The sequence below is a fragment of the Vibrio sp. 704 genome (assembly GCF_033339295.1).
The window spans coordinates 216,267-241,575 of sequence record NZ_JAWOUH010000004.1; the positions used below are offsets into that span (position 1 = coordinate 216,267).

Here is a 25,309-nt window from a genome sequence, read left to right on the forward strand (position 1 = left end):
TGTGTAAAGGTAACTTGAACTCTATCCTTACTTTACGCAATCGCTCTCAAGGTTAGCCTCGTTGCTGAGCCCACACCTTAAAGCTATTTGAATATAAGTATATGCACAGAATGTTTACATTAAGAGTAACCCCGGTAAAACAGACAGATATTCGACAGGCAATGGCCTTATTGATAAAAATGCGCTGCTTTAAAGGCACTACTTCATAATTTAGTGAATAAAAATAAGTTATTTTTCAAACAATTTAACAGGAGTAGATTCTTCGTTATTTGATTGAATACACAAACAAACAGGTTTATACGTGATGCTTGTCACGGGGATTTATTAATTCACTTCACAATTAGTTCGCAAAGTAAAAAAATTGTCCCGTTATAGAATTTCGGAGTGCAAGATGTACATGGCTCAACCGGGCCATATTGATCATATCAAACAGGTCAATGCTGGTCGTGTATATAAACTAATTGACCTAAAAGGTCCTATTTCTCGAATTGATTTGTCCAAGCAGAGTGAGCTTGCTCCTGCTAGTATCACCAAAATCACTCGAGAATTAATTGAAGCGCACTTGATTCATGAAACGACAGTACAAGAAGCGACGAGTCGTGGTCGACCTGCTGTCGGTTTGCAGGTCAATAATGAAGGCTGGCAATTTTTGTCAATGCGTTTGGGGCGGGGTTATTTAACCATTGCTTTGCATGAGTTAGGCGGTGATGTACTGATCGATACTAAAATCGAGATACACGAGCTTGACCAAGACGATGTGCTTGAGCGCCTGCTTTACGAAATTGATGAATTTTTTCAGACTTACGCGGATCAACTGGATCGGGTTACCAGTATTGCCCTTACACTGCCTGGTCTCGTGAACTCAGAGCAAGGTGTCGTTTTGCAGATGCCTCATTACAATGTCGAAAATCTTGCTCTTGGACCAGAGATATACAAAGCAACAGGCTTGCCAGTTTTCATTGCCAATGACACGCGAGCTTGGGCATTAGCAGAAAAGCTTTTTGGTCATTCTCAAGATAATGACAACTCCGTTCTTATCTCTATCCACCACGGTTTAGGTGCGGGCATCATTCTGGATGGGCGCGTTTTGCAAGGCCGTCACGGTAACATTGGTGAACTCGGGCATATTCAAATTGACCCAAATGGAAAACGTTGTCATTGCGGCAATATTGGCTGTTTGGAAACCGTTGCCAGTTCTCAAGCAATTCGTGAAGAAGTCGTAAGACGAATCGCTGATGGCGAAGACTCTATTCTTGCTAAACAAGAGGAAATGAGTATTGAGAGCATTTGTGAAGCCGCTGCAAACGGTGATCCTTTGGCCGTCGATGTGATTGAAAAACTTGGACGCTACTTAGGCTCTGCAATTGCTATTGTGATCAACTTATTTAACCCTGAGAAAATCTTGATCGGTGGTGTGATTAACCAAGCAAAAGATGTGCTTTATCCTGCGGTTCGTCGATGTATCGAAGAGCAGAGTTTACCTGTTTATCACCAAGATCTTGAGCTGGTGGAGTCTCGTTTCTATAAGCAAGCCACAATGCCTGGTGCCGCGTTGATTAAGCAAGCGTTGTACGATGGTCAACTATTGATGAAGGTTGTGGAAGGTTAAGTACTTTTTAACATGATGATGTGCCTGGCTGTTGAGACTGCATTTGTAGGTGATTTAGGGTGAGACTTAACGGCTCACCCTTTTTGATCGCCTATTACTAGAAAGGGAATTTGAGTTATGTTGCATTGCTATATCTGCGCCATTCATGTAATTTCCTAAAAAGCTCAAGTAAATAAACAAAATGGCTTTCAATGTGCTGCGTGACTTTGCGTCTGATGCAAAGAGAAGTAATACGCTAAAACTGTTGTACTTTAAAGCTGTGCTCGAAAAGCCAAATATTTTAAGGTTATTTGGTTATATAACCTTGCTGTGTCTGTACTGATTTCGAGTAAAATAAGAATTATCCATAATTTAGGTAGTAGTATGTCCGGAGTGTTAAATACGGTTGACCAGCGTACAAACTTGGTTGGTGAAAATCGACTAGAGCTTCTGCTGTTCACTTTAAATAGTCGCCAATTATTTGCGATTAATGTGTTCAAAGTGAAAGAGGTCATCAAGCTTCCACCGTTAACCAAGCTCCCTGGATCGCACTACAATATTCGTGGGGTTGCTTCTCTACGAGGTGAAGCGGTACCAGTGATTGATTTACGAGGCGCAATTGGTTTTCCTGCTTTACGTGGTGAAGCGGAAGAAGAAAATTTGATCGTGACAGAGTACAACCGCACGGTGCAGGGCTTCTTAGTCGGTCCGGTTAAAAACATTATTAATACGGCATGGACTGAAATTCAGCCGCCTCCTTCCACGTCTGGTCGCTCGAATTACCTCACGGCTATCACGCAAATCAAAGAAGGGGATGCCTCTCAAATTGTCGAAATTATTGACGTTGAAAAAGTTTTAGCAGAGATCGTGCATTACGACGTGACTATTTCGGAGGACATTCTCGATCAAGAACTGGCCCAAGCAATGGTCGGGCGTAATGTTCTGATTGTGGATGATTCCTCTACAGCTCGTAATCAAGTTCGCGATACGCTTTCTCAATTGGGTATGAATATCATCGAGTGTCGTGACGGGCTAGAAGCGTTAACGGTTTTAAAACGTTGGTGTGATGAAGGTAAAGATGTAGAAAAAGAGCTGTTGATGATGATTACGGATGCTGAAATGCCTGAAATGGACGGTTATAAACTGACCCATGAAGTGCGCCAAGACCCACGTATGTCTAAGTTGTTTATCACATTGAACACTTCTCTGAGCGGTAGTTTTAATGAAGCCATGGTACAAAAAGTAGGCTGTGATCGCTTTATATCTAAATTCCAACCGGATCTGCTGGTTGAAGTTGCTCAAGACCGATTACGCCAGATGCTTTCTAAAAGTGCATGATTAGATCTAGTGAAATCAGAGGGAGCGCACCTCTCTCTGATTTTTAACATCTCTCTCCTTAATTCCTCTGTACTAATGGAAATCCCGAGACTTACTTTGTAGATTGTTCAAGTAGTGCGTGCAATCAATCAACTTACCAGCAATAACGTGCGTGACTTCTCCCTCTCTTTCAAGAATGCCTTTCACCATTAATACTTTAGCGCCTAAATACGCTTGCTTTTGGGCTCGTGCTGTCGCTTGCCAAACGACCACATTAATGTTGCCCGTGTCATCTTCTAACGTAAAAAATGTCACGCCAGCGGCGGTGCCTGGAGATTGTCTTCCTGTTACCACACCTACCACTGTGACCAGTGACTTATGCGGTTTCTCTGTCAGTTGCCTCATGCGGGTAAAGTGAGGGAGTTTGCCCGTTTCTTCTAATAATTTAATTGGATGGCGGCTAAGAGATAGTCCCGTGCTTGCGTAATCCTCAATTAAATTTTCATATTCAGAAGGTTGAGTCTGGTAGCTAACATTGGGTTCTTCGACCTTGTGAAACAATGGTAGGTCAGATAAGGAATCCATTGCTGCCCAGCGAGCGTTATAACGATTTCCCGATAAGGCCTGAAATGCATTGGCTGAAGCCAATAATTCAATGTCACTTCGGCTTCTTAATATCTGCTTTACTTCTTGAATCGATCGGTAACCATTAAGTGGTTTGCGCTCAATAAGCCTTTGTGCGCTTTCTGCGTTAAAGCCTTTCACCAAGCGAAAACCAAGTTGCACGCCGAGCCTGCCATTCGGACGTGAGACGAGATGATGTTGATATTTTGAATGATTGACGCACACCGGCAATACTTCGACGCCATGTCGGCGAGCATCTTGTACTAATTGCGATGGGCTATAAAACCCCATTGGTTGGCTGTTCAACAATGCAGTGTAAAATTCGGCTGGGTAATAATATTTTAACCATGCAGAACAATATGCCAGCACTGCGAAAGACGCTGAATGACTTTCAGGGAAGCCGTACTCACCAAAGCCGCAAATCTGATCGAAAATGCGCTCAGCAAACGCTAAGTCATAACCTCTCTCTTGCATACCATTGATCAGTTTTGGTCTGAATTTAGCGAGATCGCCATTCTTTTTCCATGATGCCATTGCTCGACGGAGTTGATCGGCCTCGCCGCCGCTAAACCCTGCGGCTACCATGGCTAGCTTGATGACTTGCTCTTGGAAAATAGGGACGCCCATAGTCCGCTCAAGAACGCTTTTTACTTCTTCCGATGGATAACTGACAGGCTCTTTGTGATCTCGTCGTTTTAAAAAAGGATGCACCATATCACCCTGAATAGGGCCTGGACGAACAATTGCAATTTGAATCACTAAGTCGTAATAACAAGCAGGCTTTAGGCGAGGAAGCATGCTCATTTGTGCACGAGATTCTATTTGGAATACGCCTATCGTGTCAGCTTTTTGGATCATGCGATACACGTGTGGATCATCTTGTCGGCGAGTGATTTCGGAAATAGAGAGGGATCGCTGGTGATGTTTCTCGACCAGCTGAAAGCACTTTTTGATGGCGTTTAACATGCCGAGTGCGAGCACATCGACTTTTAGTAGCTTCAAGCTTTCTAAATCGTCTTTATCCCATTGAATGATAGTGCGATCTTCCATCGAGGCATTTTCAACAGGTACCAACTCATATAAAGGGCCAGATGAAATTACAAAGCCACCTACGTGCTGAGATAAATGGCGTGGGAAGCCAATGATCTCGTTGACCAATTGGATAAACTGCTGCCCTTTGAGAGATTCTGGTTGTAAGCCCAGTTCAATAATTTGAGCTTGCCAGCCTTGGCTGCGATCTCGGCGATTAACGTTCTTAATGAAAAAATCTAATTGGGTCTCTTCAATCCCTAGTGCTTTACCGACTTCACGCACGGCACTTTTAAAGCGATAGCTGATCACTGTTGCAGCAAGTGCTGCACGCTCACGGCCATATTTTTTGTAAATATACTGGATAACTTCTTCACGGCGCTCGTGTTCAAAGTCCACATCAATATCCGGCGGTTCCTTACGTTCTTTACTGATAAATCGTTCGAATAAGACAGCGATTTGTCGAGGATCGACGGCGGTAATTTCCAGGCAATAACACACCACAGAGTTTGCAGCGGAACCTCGCCCTTGGTAAAGAATGCCTTGCTGTTTCGCGAACATTACGATGTCGTGAATAGTAAGGAAGTAGTAGTGGTATTTCAGCTCTTGAATAAGCGCCAGTTCATTCTCGATGGTTTGATTGACTTCTGCTGGCACGCCTTCAGGAAAACGCAGCCTTTTACCACGTTCGACCAACATACGTAAGTAAGAGTCGGGTGTATAACCATCTGGGATCAGCTCGGTAGGATATTCGTATTTTAAATCGGAGAGCTTAAACTCGCATAAATCGGCGATGTAAGTACTTTCTTCCAGCCATTCTGGTTTGTAAATCCGAATCAACTTTTTAAAAGGACGAAGCGCTCGCTCAGTATTCGAAATACGGTCAAAACCGAGTTTATCGACGCTACACCCATGCTTTATAGCAGTAAGTACATGCTGTAATGGCAAGCGTTCAACATCATGCATGAGAACGCCTCCGCAGGCAGTTATAGGTAATTGAAATTCATGTGCTAACTGCTCGCAGTGCGCAATGTACTCAGTATCGTTGTTACTCAAATGGCGCTGAATCGCTACCCACAAACGATTAGCGTGGTGTTGATTGAGCCAGCGCCCCCAATAGTGATCACTCTCTTGATGTGTGGGCAGCCACAATACCAAACAATGTCGAACCGACATCAAATCCCATTCGAACAGTTGATAGTTGCCTTTTTCACTGCGTCTCCTTGCGTTTGTGATGATACGACACAACTCGGCATAAGCCTTGCGACAAGGGCAAAGCAGTACGATTTGGCATTCATCATTTAACCAAAACATACTTCCAACGATTTGTTTGATATCGAGTTTATGTTGTTCGATGGTCGCATGGGCTTTGACAACGCCCGCGACTGAACATTCATCCGTTATAGCTAGAGCTTGATAGCGATAGAAAGCAGCTTGGAGTACCAGCTCTTCTGCATGAGAAGCCCCAGTCAAAAAAGAGAAGTTAGACTGACAAAATAGTTCCGCGTAACTCATAATGACCCAACAAAAATAACTGTCGATTTAACAAAAATAGCCATGAAGAAACCAGTGCTTGTGCTGATCGCGAAATATCCATAACCAGCGGCCTTGCTTGGTGTGTGCAATGTAGTAATCACGCATGATCTCATCACCATCCCACCACCCAGAAACTATTCGCTCAGGTCCGTGGACCAAAGAAACTTGCTCTTGCAATACAATGGGAGTCGGTAATTGCATTGCTGGGCGTAGTATGGATGGTATGGCGTGCCCCTTTTCATCCGGAGCATCAGCAGGGCGATACTGACTGGCCTTTTCTGGTCTAGGATCGCAAGCAATATTGGGTTTTAAAACGGCACTTTTTCCCAATTTAGCTTGCAGTAAAGAGAGCAGCTCTAAAGCATTCATGTTTCCTTTCTGCCCAGCAAAGAGATCGCGTGATGCACTAAGAGGCTCACCTTGACGGATGACTTTTAACGTTAGCCCTGTGACTGGGCCATTAAGCGAGAGTGATTCTAAGCTTAAACTCGCTAACTGTTGCCAACGCTGACATAGGTAATCACCTTGCGCAGAAGTGAGTTGAAGGTGTTGCTCTTGTTTCTCACGCTGGTGGAGTGTTAAACACAGTTCAAAAGCGACCTTATCTCTTAATTTAAGAAAGGTTTCGAGTTGACGAAGTAATTTGGCCAACGGCTTTTCAATCCACTGAACGTTTTCGATCTCAAACAACAGCTCTAAATAAACTTGGAAGGATTCGGTAGGGTGATAAAAGTCGACAGGGTGTTTAAACTGCCCAGTCAGTCGACCAACGTAGTTCACCAAATCGATATCAAAGCGTCGTGCGATGTCTTGCAATGGCAGTTCAAGCAGGTTTTGCAATGTGGTGACGCCTACACGTTGTAACTTCTCTACGGTAGCGTTTGATAAATCTGTCAGTTTTAACGGTAGTGGTGATAAAGCTTTTTGTATGGCAGATTTGTCTTCACTGATGACGTTCGCTCCTGATATTGCCATCAATTTGGCAGCAAAAGGCGAAAAACCACATCCGAATTGAAAACTCAGTTTCAGCTCCGATAAGTGAGCTCTGACTTTACTCCAATAGTTTTCAAGCCCTTCATACAGAGCGAGCATTGGAGTAGCACGCAGTAAAATACCTTGGTTTGGCATCAACACAACGTCAGATGTGATCAAATACAACCACTGGGCTACCTCTTGTAATTTATTTAATTCGGTTTGTGGATGATAAGGATGCACTTGTAAATCTCGACACAAGGACGCAGCACTGCCTAGGCCCATACCTGGTTTAATGCCTTGTTGTTCGGCAATCTCGTTGTATTGAATAATCTGGCAACGTTGGCTTTCGACAATCACCACGGGTTGTTCTTGGTTATCACCAAAGAGTGCGTCTAGCTGCAGGCGAGGGAAGTGCAAGTAAATCCACAGAGCCATATCACTAACCTTGGTTCGCCAGTGGGAAATTGACCACAGTCGAGTGCACAGTTTCAGATGATGGTTTCACCAGTTGCGGATAATGGTGTTGGAAGCCGATACTAACGCTACCTCTACCTCTATTCCAGCCTCCTTTCCTTTTCAGCACTTCAACATGAATCCCTTGCTCGTCGCCTTTCAGTTTTAAACTGAGTGACACAGGCAAAGACAAGCGGTTGATAGTATCTGTTTTAAGCATAAAGAGAGGGCAAGTACCTTGTTCACTCGCTACCTGTAAGCGTTTCACTTGATGTATTTCAAGCTCTTCTTGCCATAACAAAACATTACTGCATACCCCACTTTTCAGACATTGCTCTGCTGCCCAAAGAGCATCTTTGGGGTGAGTTGGAGTAACAACCCACACTTGGTTTATATCCAACCCGATGTAGTGTAAAAACAGAGAGTTCACTAGAGCAGGTGGTTGAATAAATGCGGTCATACCATTGGTCTGAGTGGCTTTTAAATAGGGAGCGAGCAAACGCAATTCACCAATACTACCAATAGATTCCATCTCCACTACGCCATTAGGTGGAAAGCCTCCGCCGAGCAAATCATCTAATTCAGAAAAACCGGAACTAGTCTGCAACTGCTGCGGATCTGCTTTCGTTAAATTTGCTTGCCAAACAAGGTGTTGGCTTTTTAAGTTCTGAATAATATCTTGCATAATAAGTACCTGTATATACATACAGTATATTTCTGTGGGAGAAAGTCGCAAGATTTTTATGAAGAGAGAAATGAAAAAAGGCAGCGTTTGCTGCCTTTTCAATCGATTATGTGAGGTAACCTGAATGAGTTATTTACGCTTCGGTTGAGCGTCGATGCACTGACCGTTCACATCGGTAACCGCAGGATCCATTAAGTGCAAATATAGCGGCATGATATCCAGTGGCGTTTTGAGAGTATTCGCATCTTCACCCGGATATGCTTTTTCACGCATGCGAGTACGAGTGGCACCAGGGTTAATTGCGTTAACGCGGATCGGTGTATCACTCAGCTCGTCAGCTAAAACTTGCATCATGCCTTCTACGGCAAATTTAGAGATAGCGTATGGCCCCCAGAATGCGCGGCCAGAGTGGCCGACGGTTGAAGAGGTAAAGATAATACGCCCAGCTTCTGATTTACGCATCACAGGCAGTAATGCTTGAGTCATTAGCACTTCGGCTTTCACGTTGATCTGCATGATATCGTCGAAGTCTTCCTCTTTGATTTGATCAAATGGACACAGCGAACTCAAGACACCTGCGTTGTGTAATAGACCATCCAAGCGACCAAACTGTCCTTCGATTGTCTCTGCCATATCAATGTAATTCTGCTGAGTTGCACCCTTGAGATCCAATGGAATGATAGCAGCTTGTGGATAGCCAGCAGCTTCAATCTCATCATAGATAGATTCAAGGTTTTGCACATTTCTACCCAAGAGAATAACAGTTGCACCGTGCTCGGCATAAGAAAGCGCGGCTTGACGGCCGATGCCATTACCAGCGCCAGTAACAAGAATGACTTTACCTTTTAGAGCATCAGCTGAAACGGAGTAGTTCACGGCGATAAATCCTTATTATTGTAAGAGGGTCCATGATAGTTAATTGACGCTAAAAAACGCCTGTTTCTCAATGGAAAATCTTGGTAATCGTGACAAGATGGTTACAATACACCAATTCATGTGTTATACCAATTCCAGAACTTTCGTTAAGTATGCTATCAATCAGAACAAGTGGTTACAAACCGCGCTGCCTTCTCGCTGATGTTTCTGCGTAACATACTAACGTCATCTGAAATGAGATAAAGGAGCTCTCGTTGGAATTTTTATTAGATTATGGTCTGTTTCTGGCCAAAATTATCACGGTGGTTGCTGCGATAATTGTTCTGCTCATTATTGCAAAATCGGCTGGTGGCAAATCGGGTGCGGCGAAAGGGGAGTTAGAGATTACCAACCTTTCAGAGCAACACAAACAATCTGTTGAGCAGTTAGAGCATCATTTGCATGACGATGCTTTCATCAAGGCTCGAGATAAAGCCGTCAAGAAAGAAGAAAAAGAGAAGAACAAATCTCGCGAGAAAGAAATCAAACAAGCGAGCAAAGACGGTTCATTAGATAGCAAGCGTGAACCACACCTATTTGTTCTTGATTTCAACGGTAGCATAGACGCAAAAGAAGTCGCGTCTCTACGTGAAGAAATCACCGCTATTTTGGCTGTCGCACGTGAAGGTGATGAAGTGTTACTTCGCTTAGAGTCTGGCGGTGGTATGGTTCATGGTTACGGCCTTGCCTCTTCTCAACTGGACCGAATCAAAGCTGCGGGTCTTCCTCTGACCATCTCTGTTGACAAAGTTGCGGCAAGTGGTGGTTACATGATGGCATGTGTAGCAGATAAGATTGTTTCTGCACCATTTGCAATTGTGGGGTCTATTGGCGTTATCGCACAAATTCCTAACTTCAACAAACTGTTGAAGAAACATGACATTGAGTACGAACAACTAACAGCGGGTGAATATAAACGCACGCTAACGATGTTCGGTGAGAATACCGATAAAGCGCGCGATAAGTTTAAGCAAGAACTTGAAGAAACACATGTCTTGTTTAAAGACTTCATCCGTGAGCGTCGTCCTAGTTTGGACCTAGACAAAGTAGCCACTGGTGAGCACTGGTTCGGTACACAAGCGAAAGAGCTTGGTTTGGTGGATGACATTAGTACATCTGATGATATCGTTGTTGCGGCATGCAAAGATAAAACCGTACTTTCTGTGCATTATGTGCAGAAGAAAAAGCTGGCAGACAAGCTAGCAGGTGTGGCGGGTAAAGTCGCTGATAGTGTGATTTTAAAGTTAGCTGAGCGTGGTCAAAAGCCGATTGTTTAATCGAGCTTAAGTTCATGACATTTAAAACGGCGAGGGCGGAAGCTCTCGCCGTTTTTGTTGAACTTTATGTTTATTGATGAATCCAATTACGCATTAGGTGTAATGCTTTACACGACATTTTTCCTCGCTCCAAAGACTGATTACCCGTATAATGTGCGCCTCGAAAACCGAGCAAATTGCTGAAAAGAAACTATTGGTGGAGAAGAACATGTCCTCTCAAACTCCGGTTGTAACCGTAGATGGACCTAGTGGTGCAGGTAAAGGCACTTTATGTATGTTGCTGGCGAAAAAGTTGGGTTTCCAACTCTTAGATTCTGGCGCAATTTATCGTGTACTTGCACTTGCTGCGATTCACCACGGTGTCGACACCGAGTCAGAAGATGCTCTTGTCCCACTAGCAACACACCTAGACGTTCAATTTATCGCGGAAGGTGACTTAGTTAAGGTCATTCTAGAAGGCGAAGATGTGTCAGGGGAGCTTCGTAAAGAAGAAACGGGTATGGCAGCATCTAAAGTTGCGGCTTTGCCACGTGTTCGTGAAGCATTACTACGTCGTCAGCGTGCATTTGAGACCGCTCCGGGTCTGGTTGCTGATGGTCGTGATATGGGCACAATTGTATTCCCGAGTGCGCAAGCAAAAATCTTCCTTGATGCAAGTGCTGAAGAGCGTGCAAATCGACGCCTTAAACAGTTGCAAGAGAAAGGGTTAGATGTTAGATTTGCTGACCTTTTAAGCGAGATCCAAGAGCGTGACGACCGAGATCGTAACCGCCCAGTGGCGCCATTACGCCCTGCTGAGGATGCGCTTGTGCTAGATTCTACGTCGATGACTATCGACGAAGTAGTAGAAAAGGCACTACAATATATCGAATCGAAGCTAGCTGAGTAATAATACTCGACTAGGCTAAGAGCGTTGGTCGCAAGGATGATGACTGGCGAATTTAATAACCCCATGCGGTAGGATACCCGTGGAAGTTTAATTTATTGAAGATTAATTAAATGACTGAATCTTTTGCTCAACTCTTTGAAGAGTTTCTAAACGAAACAGAATTCCAACAAGGCAGCATCGTTAAAGGTACTGTAGTAGCTATCGAGAACGGTTTCGTTCTTGTTGACGCTGGTCTTAAGTCTGAATCTGCTATCCCTGCTGAACAGTTCAAGAACGCTGCTGGCGAACTTGAAGTTGAAGTTGGCGCTGAAGTAGACGTAGCTCTAGACGCTGTTGAAGATGGTTTCGGTGAAACTCAACTTTCTCGTGAGAAAGCTAAGCGTCACGAAGCTTGGATCGTACTTGAGAAAGCTTACGAAGAAGCTGAAACTGTTGTTGGTATCATCAACGGTAAAGTTAAAGGCGGTTTCACTGTTGAACTAAACGGTATCCGTGCTTTCCTTCCTGGCTCTCTAGTAGACGTACGTCCAATCCGCGACACTGCTCACCTAGAAAACAAAGAGCTAGAGTTCAAAGTTATCAAACTTGACCAAAAACGTAACAACGTAGTTGTTTCACGTCGTGCAGTTATCGAATCAGAGAACAGCGTTGAGCGTGACGAGCTTCTAGAAACTCTACAAGAAGGTTCTGAAGTTAAAGGTATCGTTAAGAACCTTACTGACTACGGTGCGTTCGTTGACCTAGGTGGCGTTGACGGTCTTCTACATATCACTGATATGGCTTGGAAGCGCGTTAAGCACCCATCTGAAATCGTTAACGTTGGTGACGAGATCCAAGTTAAAGTTCTTAAGTTCGACCGTGAGCGTACTCGCGTATCACTAGGTCTTAAGCAACTAGGCGAAGATCCATGGGTAGCAATCGCTAAGCGTTACCCAGAAGGTCACAAACTAACTGGTCGCGTAACTAACCTAACTGACTACGGCTGCTTCGTTGAAATCGAAGAAGGCGTTGAAGGTCTAGTTCACGTTTCAGAAATGGATTGGACTAACAAGAACATCCACCCTTCTAAAGTTGTTAATGTTGGCGACGAAGTTGAGGTTATGGTTCTTGAAATCGACGAAGAACGTCGTCGTATCTCTCTAGGTCTGAAACAGTGTAAAGCTAACCCATGGCAGTCATTCGCTGAAGCACAAGCTAAAGGCGACAAAGTTACTGGTAAGATCAAGTCTATCACTGACTTCGGTATCTTCATCGGTCTAGAAGGTGGCATCGACGGTCTAGTTCACCTATCTGACATTTCTTGGAATGTTGCTGGCGAAGAAGCTGTACGTGAGTACAAGAAAGGCGACGAGATCTCTGCAGTTGTTCTAGCAGTAGACGCTGAGCGTGAGCGCATTTCTCTAGGCATCAAGCAAATGGAAAATGACCCATTCAATGCTTACGTTGCTGACAACAAGAAAGGTGTTCTAGTTAACGCTACTGTAACTGCTGTTGACGCTAAAGGCGCTACTGTTGAAATCGCAGAAGGCGTTGAAGGTTACATCCGTGCTTCTGAAGTATCACGCGATCGCGTAGAAGATGCTTCTCTAATCCTAAGCGCTGGTGATGTTGTTGAAGCGAAGTTCACAGGTGTAGACCGTAAGAACCGCGTAATCAACCTATCTATCAAAGCTAAAGACGAAGCTGACGAGCAAGAAGCAATGGCATCTATCAACAAGCAAGATGACAATGCATTCGGTAACGCAATGGCTGACGCTTTCAAAGCTGCTAAAGGCGAATAATATACTCGCTTAAGCAAAAAAGGAGCCGCAAGGCTCCTTTTTTATATTTGGTCATATTTAAGTAGTAATACTAATGACAGTAAACTATCTTAATAAAAGGCATTTCTTCATTGCGCATTTTGCATAAAATTTGTCTAGAATTGTCAGCAAGTGTTTGTTGGAATTAGTATTACTTACTATAATAAGTGATAAAGATACTCAAAGAGGGCAACTATGACTAAGTCTGAACTGATTGAAAGACTCTGCGCTGAGCAAACACACTTATCAGCGAAAGAGGTAGAGGATGCTGTAAAAGATATTTTAGAGCACATGGCCTCTACACTAGAGAGCGGTGACCGTATCGAGATCCGTGGCTTTGGTAGTTTTTCTCTTCATTACCGCGAGCCTCGCGTAGGTCGTAACCCTAAAACGGGCGATAAAGTGGAATTGGAAGGTAAATACGTTCCACATTTCAAACCTGGTAAAGAACTTCGTGAGCGTGTAAATATTGGTTAATGCACTCTTATTAGTTTGAAAAAAGCGGCATACGTTTGTGTATGCCGCTTTTTTGTAATGTATCCAAGTTAGTAATACATCCAAGATCGTTTACTAATCTAATTGTGGATTCAGCTGTTTTCTATACCCAAATAACTTTAACTTCTAAGCATGTCTACAAACTAAGCATCTTGAGGTTACTTGGGTATAGATTATTGCTAATATACGTAGTCTGAAGAAGCATTTTCCTGCATAATCTTACCGACTTACTCCTAGAAGGGTGATGTAACATGAAAATTATAAAAATCGTTGCTGTTTTAGCTCTCTTTTTAATTGCATTGGCGTTAGGTTCCCAAAACCAAGAGCTCGTGACTTTTAACTATCTTCTAGCAAAAGGAGAGTTCCACTTATCTACGCTATTAGGTGTAGTATTTGTGGTTGGCTTTGCTTTAGCGTGGGTTATCTTTGGTAGCATCCAACTGAAAACTCAGCTACAGGTCCGTCGTTTAAAGAAAAAACTGAAAAAGTACGAACCAACTGAATCAAACAACGCTGCTGATAAGCCAGCCATTGAAAAACAGGCATAAGGATAAGGCTTAACTTTAATGCTTGAACTACTCTTCTTGTTGTTGCCTATAGCTGCTGCGTATGGCTGGTATATGGGGCATCGCAGCGCTCAGCAAGACAAGCAGAAGCAATCTCATCAAATCTCTCGTCAGTATATGACGGGTCTTAATCTGCTGCTCTCTGACCAATCAGATAAGGCTGTCGATCACTTTATTGAATTGCTCCAAGTTGATAACGAGACCATCGATACTCACCTTGCGTTGGGTAACCTGTTCCGGTCTCGTGGTGAAGTCGACCGCGCAATCAGAATTCACCAAAATCTTATTTCTCGTTCAGGCTTAACACTGGACCAAAAGAACCTCGCCCTTCAACAGTTAGCGAAAGACTACATGGTCTCTGGTTTTCTTGATCGTGCAGAGAAAATCTTCGAACAGTTAGTCGAAGAGCCAGATTACAAAGAGGCGGCTCTTCAACAATTAGTGACCATTTATCAGCAAACACGAGAATGGGAAAAGGCGATTTATTACGCGAACCAATTGGCTAAGTTAGGTAATAAACGCTCAAGGATGCGTGCAAATATTGCCCATTTTTGGTGTGAAATAGCCATGCTCGACCAAGCTGATGGGAATACTAATAAGGCAATACAGCATTTTAAAAAAGCGTTAGCGGAAGACCCGAAGTGTGTTCGAGCAAGTATTGCTTTGGGACGAATTTATCTAGAGTCTGAAGACTATAAGCACACCATCAAATATCTGACAGGGGTACTTGAGCAAGATAAAGACTTTATCAGTGATGTCTTGCCAACTATTGCAGAATGCTATCATCATCTGGGTCAGGAAGATGAACTTGTCGAGTTTCTGCGAGCTTGTATTGATAAGAAAGCAGGCGTATCAGCCGAGTTGATGTTGGCTCAATTAGTTGCTCATCACGAGAACGTTGGGGCTGCTCAAGAGTTACTGACGAAACAATTGCTGAAAAACCCAACCATGAAGGGCTTCTACCGTTTAATTGACTACCACATTGCAGAAGCAGAAGATGGTCGAGCGAAAGACAGCCTATCGACGCTACAAGCGATGGTGGGTGAACAGTTAAAAGTGAAACCGCATTACCGATGCCGGAAGTGTGGATTTTCTACCCATTCCCTTTATTGGCATTGTCCGTCCTGTAAAGGATGGGGGACGATCAAGCCAATCCGCGGATTGGATGGTGAATAATTCTTAATGCAGCTGGCAGAGTTTCTGTCCGCTGCATTTTTTTAACTTTTTATTTAATAAGAACCAAAACAGTTAGGAGATGAAATGATCGACCAAAAAGTTATTGTCGCACTGGATTATGATAACCAAGCAGATGCACTTGCGTTTGTAGATAGAATTGATCCTGCGTCATGCCGACTAAAAGTTGGCAAGGAGATGTTTACGCTATTTGGTCCTGATTTTGTACGTGAACTCCATAAACGTGGTTTCTCGGTATTCCTAGATTTAAAATTTCACGATATTCCAAACACCTGTTCGAAAGCAGTTCGCGCTGCGGCTGAAATGGGTGTATGGATGGTGAACGTACACGCGAGCGGTGGTGAGCGTATGATGACGGCATCACGTGAAATTCTTGAGCCATATGGTAAAGATCGTCCACTTCTTATCGGTGTAACGGTACTAACCAGTATGGAACAAAGTGATTTAGCTGGTATTGGTTTGAATGTTGCGCCTCAGGAGCAAGTGATTCGTCTAGCAACCTTGACCAAAAACGCGGGCTTAGATGGTGTCGTATGTTCAGCGCAAGAGTCCTCACTACTGAAGAGCGAACTAGGCCAAGAATTTAAATTAGTGACCCCTGGTATTCGACCTGCTGGCTCAGAACAAGGTGACCAACGCCGTATCATGACGCCAGTAGACGCTATCCAATCAGGTTCAGATTATCTTGTGATTGGTCGCCCTATCACTCAAGCGTCAAATCCTGCAGAAGTGCTGAAGTCGGTCAATGAGAGCTTATCTAACATGTAAGCACTGTCTCGATTGTATGGAGAAAAGTGAGGCTAAGATGCCTCACTTTTTACATCGAATGAAAATACTAATCGCGGTAAACAACCATTCCTTTTAACCAGCTATGTCTGATCATTTACTCGCTTTAACTGGTATATCGGGGCCAATTGAGATAAAGGTTCTGCGGTTTATTCTGAGTAAAGTAGGGCTTGGTACTATGCCGATCACACTTTTGTAACATAACTCATTGTGATGCCTCGAAAATGCAACCATGTGTTATTGATGGCTTGCGTTACAAATGTCTAAAGAATACTATGGCGAAGATGCATTCACTGCGTTGTAAGGTCTAGGATGACCTAGTGAAACTCTTTGAAATTAATATAGAAGCTGGCAGGACGTCACTTCATATTACGTTCCTATTATTTCCTATCTGCGTATTTTAAATCGCAGCTTTCTGTGAGCTTTCACACGCTGTCTTCCTTGTTACGACCTTAGTGCGCAAACACAACAAGGAAGAAACATGACTAAAAAACTGCCATTTTCAGTACTAGCAACACTGACCGCTGCCAGTTTTCAACTGAGTGCGGCAGAATTGCCAGCTGATATCGAATGGATTTCAAACAACAACGAACCTCTATTTGCCTCTGAAGAGGCGGTACGAGGTGGCACCTATCGCACTTACATTCAGAGCTTTCCGCAAACATTACGAAGTGTTGGTCCAGATGCGAACTCAGGTTTGCGCCAATACTTAATGGATGGTTCACCAAAACTGGCTCAGCGTCATCCAAATACTGGCAAATGGATCCCTCAACTTGCTAAGTCATGGGCATTTGGAGAGGACAACAAAACCGTATTCTTTAAACTCGACGAAACGGCCGAGTGGTCAGATGGTGAAAAAATTACAGCAGATGATTACGTCTTTATGATGAAGTACTACACGTCAAAAGACATTATCGACCCGTGGTATAACGACTTCTTCACAAACAGTATTGTGAGTGTTGAAAAAATTGATGACTACACGATCAAAGTCAACCTTGCTGTAGCTCAAAGTCATGACTCACTTATGGTTATGATTAACATGCCAAGTAATGGTTTTCAGCCTCGTCCTGAACACTTCTTTGAAGGAGAAAAGGACGCAAATAACGATGGCATGCCTGATAACTTCGTCAGAAAGTTTAACTTTAAATCTGAGCCAACCGCAGCGCCTTACTACATTGATCAAGTGAAGAAAGGTAAGAGCGTGACATTCAAACATGTCGGTGAAGATTGGTGGGGATACAACAACCGCTACTATAAAAACCGTTATAACGTTGAAAAGGTTCGCATTAAGGTAATTCGCGATCCTGATATTGCCATGAAGCACTTTGAGAAAGGCAACTTAGACTACTTTGAGATGGTGCTACCAAGCTTTTGGCATGACAAAACCAATAGTGATGTGTACAAAAAAGGCTATATCCAAAAGTACTGGGGCTTTAACGAAGCACCGCAAGGAGCTGGTGGTCTTTGGATGAACACAGCGATGCCGATGTTGGATAACCTAGAAGTGCGTAAAGGTGTTATGGCAGCCACTGACTATGACGGCATGATTGAAAACATCATGCGTGGAGATTATTCACGTAAACCGCATGGACTCGGCTTTGGTCATGGCGAATACGATGATCCTAACAATACACCGCCAAAGTTTGATGCTGATGCGGCGGTTAAACACTTCGAAAAAGCGGGCTTTGACAAAGTGGGCGCAGATGGTATTCGTGTTAACGACAAGGGCCAACGCTTGAGCTTTGCCATCACCTACGGATACAACTCTTGGACACCGCGTATTGCATACCTGAAAGAGCAAGCGAAACTTGCTGGTCTTGAGTTCACGTTAAACTTGGTGGATGGCTCATCTGCGTTTAAATACATTCTTGAGAAAAAGCATCAGCTAGCGTTTTTGAATATGGGCTCTGGTGAGATCCCTGCGTATTGGGAATACCTACACTCGGATAATGCAAATCGACCACAAACGAATGCTCACACCAACTACAGCAGCCCTGAGCTAGACAAGTTAATTGAAGCATATGACTCTGAGTTTGATCAGGAGAAGCGTTACGACTTGTCGCATCAAATCCAAAACTATGTCAGCAAAGCAAATATCATCGTTCCTGGCTACATGGTGCCTTATTCTCGAGTTGCTCATTGGCGCTGGGTTAAAATTCCTAAAAACGGCATGACAAAAGCGACAGAATGGGTGCTTCATCCAATGGATATCGGTAATTTCTGGATTGATAACCAAGTAAAAGAAGAGACAGAAGAAGCGATGGACGAGGGTAAAACCTTCCCAGAACTAACGGTAATTGATGATCGTTACAAATTGTAAATCAGTAGTTTAGATAGAAAATGATAGCCCCGGTAATGAATTTTATCGGGGCTTTCTTTTTTACTTAACAAGGTAAGACACTTCTAAAAGGTAGGTTTTTGCATCACCAAGCAAAGAGAAAGCTTTATCGATGGTTTTAAATCGATCATCAAGCGTGTCGCTTGATATCAGCTGGCTGAATGTTTGCAACGAGAAAGCTTCGTTTGCTTTGAAGAACTGATGTACGTTTTCAAGCTGCACTTTATGAATATGCTCCACCTTATTTAGGGCGGTGGTTAAATCGGAAATGTTAATCGACATTGCTATTCGGGAACCTTATCAACAAGACCTATATGAGGTCATAGAGTGGGGTTTTATATTTTGTGACAGAGAGTAGCACCGAAGAGCAATTTATAGTCTGATGAAGATCAATTTGCCTTATTTAAGCATCTGTAACGTGGCACTAGACGTGTACCTAGAGTTGGTACAAGTTACAACGCTTGAATATAGGCTAGGGTTCAACCTAATCAAAAGTAAAAGCCAAGTCCGACTAAAAGCCCTTGAGAAGCCGTATCATATTCAAATACCTCTTCATTTTTGTAATCGACCCAGGTCGACTTGTAAGCTAAGTTGAGATCAGACCATTCGTTAAAGCTATAACGAACACCAGTTTGAATGGCATAAGTGAAGTGAGTATCGTTGCCAAATCCGGCGTCGATGCTGGCATGAAATCGCCAGTTTTCGCTCAATTCATCAATGAGTCGCAAGCCAACTAAAAAATCGACCCAATCTTCTTGTAATGACAGTCTATCTTCTAGTACCCGGTTGTCATTACGATACAGCTTGCCGGTGATGTCATTGTCCCACCAACGTAATCCAAACATATAATCCAGTTTACCAAATGAATATTGTTCGCGTTGGAATGCCTTTGCTTCTAGAACACCTTGCCGTATTTCGATGTCCGCACGATAACGAGCGTTAGGCAGAGCGCCCTTGATATTATTAACATCACCACTTAAGTTCATGAAACTATAATCTATGTAGTAGCCCCACTTACTTTGGTAAATACTCTCGAATCGCAACATCGCCCCAATATCGAGGTGGTCTACGATGAACTTAGGATCGACATCCACCTCTGATGAAAAGCGACCAATACTGGTATCCCCGTGGATATTCAGTCCTAGCATGTACACTTCTATGCTATTTCGCCAACGAGATTCTTGTGTCTCGGCTGAGAGCGCTACTGATGTAGGTAATACAAGAATGAGTGAGGAGAGTGATAGCAGGTTACATGGTTTCATCCAATTTCCTTTTCGGCTTTTCGTCAGCTTTCAGCTTAGTAGAAGTCGCTACACTCTGCATAAAAAAGGGAAGCAACTTGCTTCCCTGTAATTGACATTGACTTAGAGTTGTTTGGCAATGTCTGAGGTTAGGCTTTCTAAGCCTATGGATAAAGCGTTGACGAGCGCTTCATAGCCCTCATCTTGAAGCGGCTGTGAGATTTGTATTGGCGCGCTGTTTTCTACCTTACCTTCGGCATTAATGAGTAACCATTCCCCCTCAATTTCGATATTACCTTTGTAGCTGCCATTAAATTTATTTAACGTAAGCTGGAGTTTGGCTTCACCGCTTTGATCCAACAGATTATTCATTTCAGTCGGCCAGTAATGACTTTGCTTGTGACGTAGTTCCGCGACGACTCTCTGAGTGATTTGCTCAGAAATACTGTGCGCCCATTGATTGTGCTTCGCCTGAATAACTTGGGTCTCAGAGGTTCGATAAACAATGCCATTATCATTCAAATAACTCGCCAATATCACTGGACGAACAACTAAAGTTGGGCGCTGAGCGATATCAGAAGAGCTCAGCGTCACTGGTTCCGCCTTAGGTAGAAGGTACATAGCTCCTTTAGTTTGCGGAGCGCTACTGCAACCCGTTAGACCGACAAATAGCGCGATAGACAGAAAGAATACTCGTTTCATTAGTTTTTGCCTTTAACTGGTATTGGGTCACTGATTTCATCTTCTCCAAACACGAGAGAGTTTGGCTTTTCGTTTAGCTGTTTAAGTACGGGTTTAAACTCTGTCATCACGCTTTCTAATTCTTTTAGCGTGGCTTCCATTTCGCTGTACATGGTTGAGTTGGGCCCATAACCATCGAGTGTTTTTTGTAATTGCTGTAAGCTTTGGCGAATATCTGTTGGGATCTCTTGCGTCTCTTTTTGATTCAAAAGTTTATCAATACTGTCCGCCACGCGTTCTGCTGAAGCTAACGTTTTTTCAGACGTTTTTAACGTTGAATTGAGAGAGTCTAGTGTTTCTTCCATTGGTAAGTTATTAATCTTATTTAGGAAGTCGTTCACTTGGCGCTGAACCTGCGCAAAACCACCACGCATGGTTGGGAAAACATCTAAATCAGCAAACTTACTCGGTACGTAAGGCTCGTCGTTTGGATAGAAGTCGGCGTCAACATACAGTGCGCCTGTTAATAAGTTACCTGTTTTTAAAGTACCACGTAGGCCTTTAGCAAACTCACTCTTCAATTTATCTTTTAACATTGGTAAAGATTGGGATTGGAAATCGCCATAAACACGGCCGAGCTCGATACGTACCAATACAGGGATTTTTTTCGCAGAAAAGTTCTCTTCTGGGGTTGGAAGTCGCATTGGTACACGCATCACAGTACCAATTCTCAAGCCTCGATATTCGACAGGTGCCTTACGTTTAAGTCCTCGTACCGATTCATCAAAAAGCATAACGAATTCAATATAATCATCGTACATGCCTTCTCGAAGTTGTTTAATATCATCGTACAAGCGGAAGTTGACCATATTTTCAGTGAGCTGTTCACCGGATTCAAGACCTGGAACGGTATCGAAGGTAACACCACCCGTTAGCATGCTCTCTAATGAGCCAAACTTGACTTCGAACCCTTCAGCATTGAGCTGTAAATCTACGCCAGAATTCAGCCAGAACTTGGTACGAGTGCGCACTAAGCTGTCATAAGGCTTGAAAATAAAGAGTTGGTATAACGCTTTGCGAGTGTCAACATCAAAGCTAGTTTTCTCTACACGACCAACCGTAAAGCCTTTATAAATGACGGGGTCACCAACGCCTAGCTTACCAGCCTCGCGGTGTGTTAACACAAGGCGTAACCCCTCTGCATCAGGAGAGGCCACTGGGGGAACATCTAAGACCGTAAAGCGCTCTTTCTCTATTTTAGATTTACCCGGCTGAAGTTGGATATAAGCGCCAGAGAGCAAGGTCTCTAAACCTGAAACGCCATCACGGCCAATACGAGGCTTCACCACCCAAAACATGGTGTCATCTCGCAGCATGCGTTCTGCATCCTTGTTCATTTGTGCCTTAGCGATGATGTGATCGTAATTTTCACTGAGAGTGACTTCAGTAATCAGTCCGACTTTTACATTCAATGCTCGGATTTCGGTTTTGCCAACCTCAATCCCATCTGCGGTTGGCAGTTGGAGAGTAATTTGTGGGCCTGTACTGTTGATATATTGGAACAGCATCCACGCTCCCATGGCTAGCGCAAGGATCGGGACAATCCATATCGCAGAAATCTGCTTTTGCGGTTTTATTTGAGCGGTTACGTTGTTCTCATCACTCATATTTGGCTTTCTCGTTTAAGTTGTCAGAAATCGGCTCCTGCACTTCGTTTTGTGGCAATTGCCACAACAAACGTGAGTCAAATATCATTGCAGAAAGCATAGTAAAAATGACCACTGCCGCGAAAGAGAGCGCAGCAGGACCTGGATAAATCGCCATTAAGTTTTGCAGCTGAACCAGTGCAACTAAGATCGCGACGACGAAGATATCGATCATGGACCAACGACCAATAAACTCAGTTATGCGGTAGATCTTTAAGCGTGAAATACTCTCTTCGTGCGGAAGATATCGCGCTTTTTGCGCATTGTAATACAGCCACGCGAGTGCCAGCATTTTCGCCATTGGAATAAATACGCTAGCAAAGAAAATTACCATCGCAATAGGGTAAGAACCTAAATGCCAAAGCAATATTACCCCCTCCATGATAGTTGAACCTTCTGCATGTCCAAGGCTTACGGTGTACATCATAGGGTAGAGGTTCGCAGGGATATAGAAAATGACTGAAGCAAACAAAAGCGCCCAAGCTTTTTGTAAATTGTCTGCGGGGTTGTATTTGTGAATAGGGCTTTTACAACGAATGCAGTGTTGGTGTTTTTTAGCTTCAATAGGGTTGAGCTGGTGACACGTATGACAACCAATATGGTTGTGGTTATGGTGCGTATCACCCTCTTTTACATCAGATAGCTCGATAGCTGGAATAAAGTGCCCCCAGAGCCAGCTTTTGTCGACCATTGATATGCATTTGACTACCAGAACGGTATATACACAAAACGCCCAGAATGAAGTGCCCATTCCTATGTCTGCGAGGGAAGCGATTTTAATTAAGCTGACCAACACGCCAATCAAAAAGACATCCACCATTAACCAGGGTTCGACTCGAAACAGAAGACGGCATAAAACTTTTGCCATTCGTTGCTGCTTTCTAGAGGGGGTATGTTTACGTGCTTTTAATGCTTCAAGGTGAAGAAAGAGAATGAGACCAACATAGATTGCAGGCAAAACGATAACTGTTGCGAGTAGCAGCACACCCAAAAGCACATTTTGAAACTCAGCCAGCATTTTGGCAGCGTGCAACAAGGTGATTTCTTGCGACAACCCTTGCACGCTGAACGACATAAAAGGGAAAGAAATGCTTAGCACTAACATGATCAAACATGCCGATGATATGGCGATCACGCTTTGGTAAGGCTTGGCATTCACTTTAGTCAGCGAATGCGAACATCGAGGACATTGTGCTTTTTGCCCCTGTTCGATATCGGGAATGCGAACAACAAGGCCGCACTCTTCGCATGAAATTAACTGACGGGAATTAGGTTGAATACTCATCGGGTAGGTTTTAGATTCATTTGCTTTAAGAATACTCTTTTTTCACTAGGCACGCTTGTTTTGATTCAGGAGTTTACGAGTTTCTTACTTTTGGCATTAGAGGATATGGGAGATCTAAGACATAAACGAAGTCGCGTTTGGTACAAGATTTTACGGCGAAGATGAGTATGTTGGAAGCCGAAAATAATGTGATATTGCTTGTCTGTGGAGGGGTAATTACTTGTTTTTAAGGGTAAGTAACCCTGCCCAGATAATCTGAGCAGGGAAAAAGAGCATTTTATTTAAGGTGCTTAGTTGTACTTTACTTGACCGTTCCGCTCTTAAAGGCATTGGAGCCGACTTGCGTACCGTTGAGCGTTTTGCCGTAATAGCCTTGGTGCTGGTGATATTTCTCCGCGTTTGCGGTGACATTGCCTTTGAATCGAGGATCTTGTGGACGCTCATGGCTGTTGACGTATGCTGCGACATCCCATGCTTCTTGCTCTGTCAGCTGCACACTTTTCCCAAGCGGCATGTTTTCGTAAATAAAATAGGCTGCAGTGTTAATCCGGTGCATACCTGCGCCCCAGTTATACGCATATTCGCCCCAAAGTGGTGGAATGTATGAATGGTCGTTGGTGTCTTTGATGCCTGAACCGTCGGCGCGATGGCAAGTTTCACAGTTCTTTTCGTAGACCAATGCGCCTCGCTCTATTGATGGTTCTTGCTCAGGGGCGGCGATTTTTGGGTAGCCACGCCCAGAGAGATTACCCCGCTTTTCAATTGGTAATGCTTGTGCGATGGCTTCGGGCAACGGGAAGTCTTTTGCTTTTCCACCAATTTGCAACGTTTTTGCGTCTAGTTCTGGAATGGGTTCATCCGCCATACCATGTTTGTCAAGCAAGCCGCCCATCGCTAACCAGTAGGCGTAAGCACTAAGGGCAACAATTTCTGTCGAATCGTAAGCGGGCGCTTTACCGTTCATGGAATACTCGAAACAACCTTGGATACGGTCAGCATAGCTGTTTACGCGATCGTTTTTCTTACGATATGCAGGGTATGCCATGTAAGCTGCCCACAGTGGCGCAGCGTTTGCTTTTCGTCCTGCCTCCATATGGCAGTTCACACAGTTTTGTTCGTTGCCAACGTATTTTCCGCGCATTTGTTGTGAGTTAACAAAGAGCGAGTAACCGCGTTTTACTTGCTCACCAAATGCGGTGTTTGGGATTGTGCTGAGATCACGCGATTTTAAGTATTCACCGTGCTTTTCTTTTTCTATCGCAGGTAGCTCTTTCTGGCGGTCCGGTAATGGATCGTTAGCTAGTACGAGCGTAGAAATGAAAGGCAGTGCGAACAAAGAATAGAAACGTTTCATGACTGCTCCTAGTAACGTAATGAGGCAAAGTAGTAAGCAAGATTTTCGATCTCTTTGTCAGTGAGATTTTTTGCGATGGTCCCCATCATATTGAGCGGGTCGCCACTGCGAGTGCCGTTTTTCCATGCCATCAATTGCGTTTTTAAGTAATCAGCATGTTGGCTTGCGAGGCGAGGGAACTTGTCGACGCCCATACCGCTGGCTCCATGACAAGTTGCGCAAGCTGGAATATTTCTATCCCAATCGCCTTGGAAAATTAATTTACGATACGGGTTACGAATATCAGCTTGGTCGCCGCGTTGTTCTGGATTCGTGAACTCATAGCTCGGGAGGTTAGCAAAGTACTCCATAACTTCCTTACGGTCTGCGGGATCGCTGAGTTCCTTCGCCATGCCTTGCATGACCACATTTTGGCGTTCGCCACTAAGGAATAGTTCGATTTGAGTGTTGAGATAATTCGCGTTTAAACCAGCGATCATCGGCGCGATATTTGGCTGTCCCATGCCATCTTGGCCGTGACAACCGCTACATACGCTGGCTTTTTCCGGAATAGACGAGGCGCTTGCGCCCATAGTG

At 43.8% G+C, this 25,309-nt stretch carries 21 protein-coding genes; 10 read left to right on the forward strand and 11 right to left on the reverse strand.

Going from position 1 to position 25,309, the window contains the following annotated elements; genetic code table 11:
• Positions 1-391 precede the first annotated feature (391 nt).
• Entirely contained in the window at positions 392-1,609 is a 1,218-nt protein-coding gene (locus R7R24_RS09200) for an ROK family protein (protein ID WP_005385828.1), read from the forward strand.
• 363 nt (positions 1,610-1,972) lie between these two features.
• Positions 1,973-2,926, forward strand: a complete 954-nt coding sequence (locus R7R24_RS09205) for a chemotaxis protein CheV (protein WP_005372976.1) — start codon at positions 1,973-1,975, stop codon at positions 2,924-2,926.
• Positions 2,927-2,998: 72 nt separating this feature from the next.
• Here R7R24_RS09205 and R7R24_RS09210 read toward each other — a convergent pair whose 3' ends face one another.
• The 4 genes from R7R24_RS09210 to R7R24_RS09225 form a co-directional block, all read right to left on the reverse strand.
• Complete coding sequence (locus R7R24_RS09210) at positions 2,999-6,073, reverse strand: error-prone DNA polymerase (RefSeq protein WP_132936836.1); 3,075 nt, start codon at positions 6,071-6,073, stop codon at positions 2,999-3,001.
• Positions 6,074-6,100: 27 nt separating this feature from the next.
• Positions 6,101-7,504, reverse strand: coding sequence for a Y-family DNA polymerase (locus R7R24_RS09215; RefSeq protein ID WP_213883364.1), 1,404 nt, complete (start codon positions 7,502-7,504; stop codon positions 6,101-6,103).
• Positions 7,505-7,508: 4 nt separating this feature from the next.
• Entirely contained in the window at positions 7,509-8,207 is a 699-nt protein-coding gene (gene imuA, locus R7R24_RS09220) for a translesion DNA synthesis-associated protein ImuA (RefSeq protein WP_086046931.1), read from the reverse strand.
• Between the two features lie 129 nt (positions 8,208-8,336).
• Positions 8,337-9,083 (reverse strand): YciK family oxidoreductase, encoded by a 747-nt coding sequence (locus R7R24_RS09225; RefSeq protein ID WP_005372980.1) that lies wholly within the window; start codon positions 9,081-9,083, stop codon positions 8,337-8,339.
• 254 nt (positions 9,084-9,337) lie between these two features.
• Between R7R24_RS09225 and sohB the strand changes: the two genes are divergently transcribed.
• From sohB to R7R24_RS09265, 8 genes are all read left to right on the forward strand, one after another.
• Positions 9,338-10,399 (forward strand): protease SohB, encoded by a 1,062-nt coding sequence (gene sohB, locus R7R24_RS09230; protein WP_005385819.1) that lies wholly within the window; start codon positions 9,338-9,340, stop codon positions 10,397-10,399.
• Between the two features lie 208 nt (positions 10,400-10,607).
• Positions 10,608-11,288, forward strand: coding sequence for a (d)CMP kinase (gene cmk, locus R7R24_RS09235; RefSeq protein ID WP_021033981.1), 681 nt, complete (start codon positions 10,608-10,610; stop codon positions 11,286-11,288).
• A 110-nt stretch (positions 11,289-11,398) separates the two neighbouring features.
• Positions 11,399-13,069 carry a 30S ribosomal protein S1 gene (rpsA, locus tag R7R24_RS09240; protein ID WP_005385817.1) on the forward strand — a complete coding sequence of 557 codons (1,671 nt, stop codon included), beginning with the start codon at positions 11,399-11,401 and terminating at the stop codon, positions 13,067-13,069.
• A 213-nt stretch (positions 13,070-13,282) separates the two neighbouring features.
• Complete coding sequence (gene ihfB / locus R7R24_RS09245; RefSeq protein ID WP_005385816.1) at positions 13,283-13,564, forward strand: integration host factor subunit beta; 282 nt, start codon at positions 13,283-13,285, stop codon at positions 13,562-13,564.
• A gap of 269 nt (positions 13,565-13,833) precedes the next feature.
• Positions 13,834-14,130, forward strand: a complete 297-nt coding sequence (locus R7R24_RS09250; protein WP_005376663.1) for a LapA family protein — start codon at positions 13,834-13,836, stop codon at positions 14,128-14,130.
• Positions 14,131-14,148: 18 nt separating this feature from the next.
• On the forward strand, positions 14,149-15,324 hold the full coding sequence (gene lapB / locus R7R24_RS09255; RefSeq protein ID WP_005376665.1) for a lipopolysaccharide assembly protein LapB: 1,176 nt from the start codon (positions 14,149-14,151) through the stop codon (positions 15,322-15,324).
• 84 nt (positions 15,325-15,408) lie between these two features.
• Complete coding sequence (gene pyrF, locus R7R24_RS09260) at positions 15,409-16,110, forward strand: orotidine-5'-phosphate decarboxylase (RefSeq protein ID WP_151515003.1); 702 nt, start codon at positions 15,409-15,411, stop codon at positions 16,108-16,110.
• Between the two features lie 499 nt (positions 16,111-16,609).
• The gene (locus R7R24_RS09265) at positions 16,610-18,448 is read left to right on the forward strand and encodes an extracellular solute-binding protein (protein WP_017633867.1); all 1,839 of its coding nucleotides are present in this window, start codon (positions 16,610-16,612) and stop codon (positions 18,446-18,448) included.
• Between the two features lie 60 nt (positions 18,449-18,508).
• On the opposite strand, the gene R7R24_RS09270 is transcribed toward R7R24_RS09265, so the two are convergent.
• The 7 genes from R7R24_RS09270 to R7R24_RS09300 form a co-directional block, all read right to left on the reverse strand.
• Positions 18,509-18,748 (reverse strand): hypothetical protein, encoded by a 240-nt coding sequence (locus tag R7R24_RS09270; protein ID WP_318119484.1) that lies wholly within the window; start codon positions 18,746-18,748, stop codon positions 18,509-18,511.
• 206 nt (positions 18,749-18,954) lie between these two features.
• A complete protein-coding gene (locus R7R24_RS09275; protein ID WP_213883362.1) occupies positions 18,955-19,728 on the reverse strand; it encodes a hypothetical protein in 774 nt (257 codons plus the stop codon).
• Between the two features lie 102 nt (positions 19,729-19,830).
• On the reverse strand, positions 19,831-20,409 hold the full coding sequence (locus R7R24_RS09280) for a membrane integrity-associated transporter subunit PqiC (RefSeq protein ID WP_205461170.1): 579 nt from the start codon (positions 20,407-20,409) through the stop codon (positions 19,831-19,833).
• On the reverse strand, positions 20,409-22,055 hold the full coding sequence (gene pqiB, locus R7R24_RS09285) for an intermembrane transport protein PqiB (protein WP_017821656.1): 1,647 nt from the start codon (positions 22,053-22,055) through the stop codon (positions 20,409-20,411). Before pqiB ends, R7R24_RS09280 begins: the two co-directional genes overlap by 1 nt.
• Positions 22,048-23,379 carry a paraquat-inducible protein A gene (locus tag R7R24_RS09290; RefSeq protein WP_005385807.1) on the reverse strand — a complete coding sequence of 444 codons (1,332 nt, stop codon included), beginning with the start codon at positions 23,377-23,379 and terminating at the stop codon, positions 22,048-22,050. Before R7R24_RS09290 ends, pqiB begins: the two co-directional genes overlap by 8 nt.
• 301 nt (positions 23,380-23,680) lie before the next feature.
• Positions 23,681-24,733: a c-type cytochrome gene (locus tag R7R24_RS09295; protein ID WP_017821654.1), complete on the reverse strand. Its 1,053-nt coding sequence runs from the start codon at positions 24,731-24,733 to the stop codon at positions 23,681-23,683.
• A gap of 8 nt (positions 24,734-24,741) precedes the next feature.
• Positions 24,742-25,305: a c-type cytochrome gene (locus R7R24_RS09300; protein WP_370687796.1), complete on the reverse strand. Its 564-nt coding sequence runs from the start codon at positions 25,303-25,305 to the stop codon at positions 24,742-24,744.
• Positions 25,306-25,309: the final 4 nt, after the last annotated feature.

Coding starts and splice junctions, on each gene's coding strand:
- R7R24_RS09200 (WP_005385828.1), top strand. CDS start 392: ATGTACATGGCTCAACCGGGCCATATTGATCATATCAAACAGGTCAAT.
- R7R24_RS09205 (WP_005372976.1), top strand. CDS start 1,973: ATGTCCGGAGTGTTAAATACGGTTGACCAGCGTACAAACTTGGTTGGT.
- R7R24_RS09210 (WP_132936836.1), bottom strand. CDS start 6,073: ATGAGTTACGCGGAACTATTTTGTCAGTCTAACTTCTCTTTTTTGACT.
- R7R24_RS09215 (WP_213883364.1), bottom strand. CDS start 7,504: ATGGCTCTGTGGATTTACTTGCACTTCCCTCGCCTGCAGCTAGACGCA.
- imuA (WP_086046931.1), bottom strand. CDS start 8,207: ATGCAAGATATTATTCAGAACTTAAAAAGCCAACACCTTGTTTGGCAA.
- cmk (WP_021033981.1), top strand. CDS start 10,608: ATGTCCTCTCAAACTCCGGTTGTAACCGTAGATGGACCTAGTGGTGCA.
- rpsA (WP_005385817.1), top strand. CDS start 11,399: ATGACTGAATCTTTTGCTCAACTCTTTGAAGAGTTTCTAAACGAAACA.
- ihfB (WP_005385816.1), top strand. CDS start 13,283: ATGACTAAGTCTGAACTGATTGAAAGACTCTGCGCTGAGCAAACACAC.
- R7R24_RS09250 (WP_005376663.1), top strand. CDS start 13,834: ATGAAAATTATAAAAATCGTTGCTGTTTTAGCTCTCTTTTTAATTGCA.
- lapB (WP_005376665.1), top strand. CDS start 14,149: ATGCTTGAACTACTCTTCTTGTTGTTGCCTATAGCTGCTGCGTATGGC.
- pyrF (WP_151515003.1), top strand. CDS start 15,409: ATGATCGACCAAAAAGTTATTGTCGCACTGGATTATGATAACCAAGCA.
- R7R24_RS09265 (WP_017633867.1), top strand. CDS start 16,610: ATGACTAAAAAACTGCCATTTTCAGTACTAGCAACACTGACCGCTGCC.
- R7R24_RS09270 (WP_318119484.1), bottom strand. CDS start 18,748: ATGTCGATTAACATTTCCGATTTAACCACCGCCCTAAATAAGGTGGAG.
- R7R24_RS09275 (WP_213883362.1), bottom strand. CDS start 19,728: ATGAAACCATGTAACCTGCTATCACTCTCCTCACTCATTCTTGTATTA.
- R7R24_RS09280 (WP_205461170.1), bottom strand. CDS start 20,409: ATGAAACGAGTATTCTTTCTGTCTATCGCGCTATTTGTCGGTCTAACG.
- pqiB (WP_017821656.1), bottom strand. CDS start 22,055: ATGAGTGATGAGAACAACGTAACCGCTCAAATAAAACCGCAAAAGCAG.
- R7R24_RS09290 (WP_005385807.1), bottom strand. CDS start 23,379: ATGAGTATTCAACCTAATTCCCGTCAGTTAATTTCATGCGAAGAGTGC.
- R7R24_RS09295 (WP_017821654.1), bottom strand. CDS start 24,733: ATGAAACGTTTCTATTCTTTGTTCGCACTGCCTTTCATTTCTACGCTC.
- R7R24_RS09300 (WP_370687796.1), bottom strand. CDS start 25,305: ATGGGCGCAAGCGCCTCGTCTATTCCGGAAAAAGCCAGCGTATGTAGC.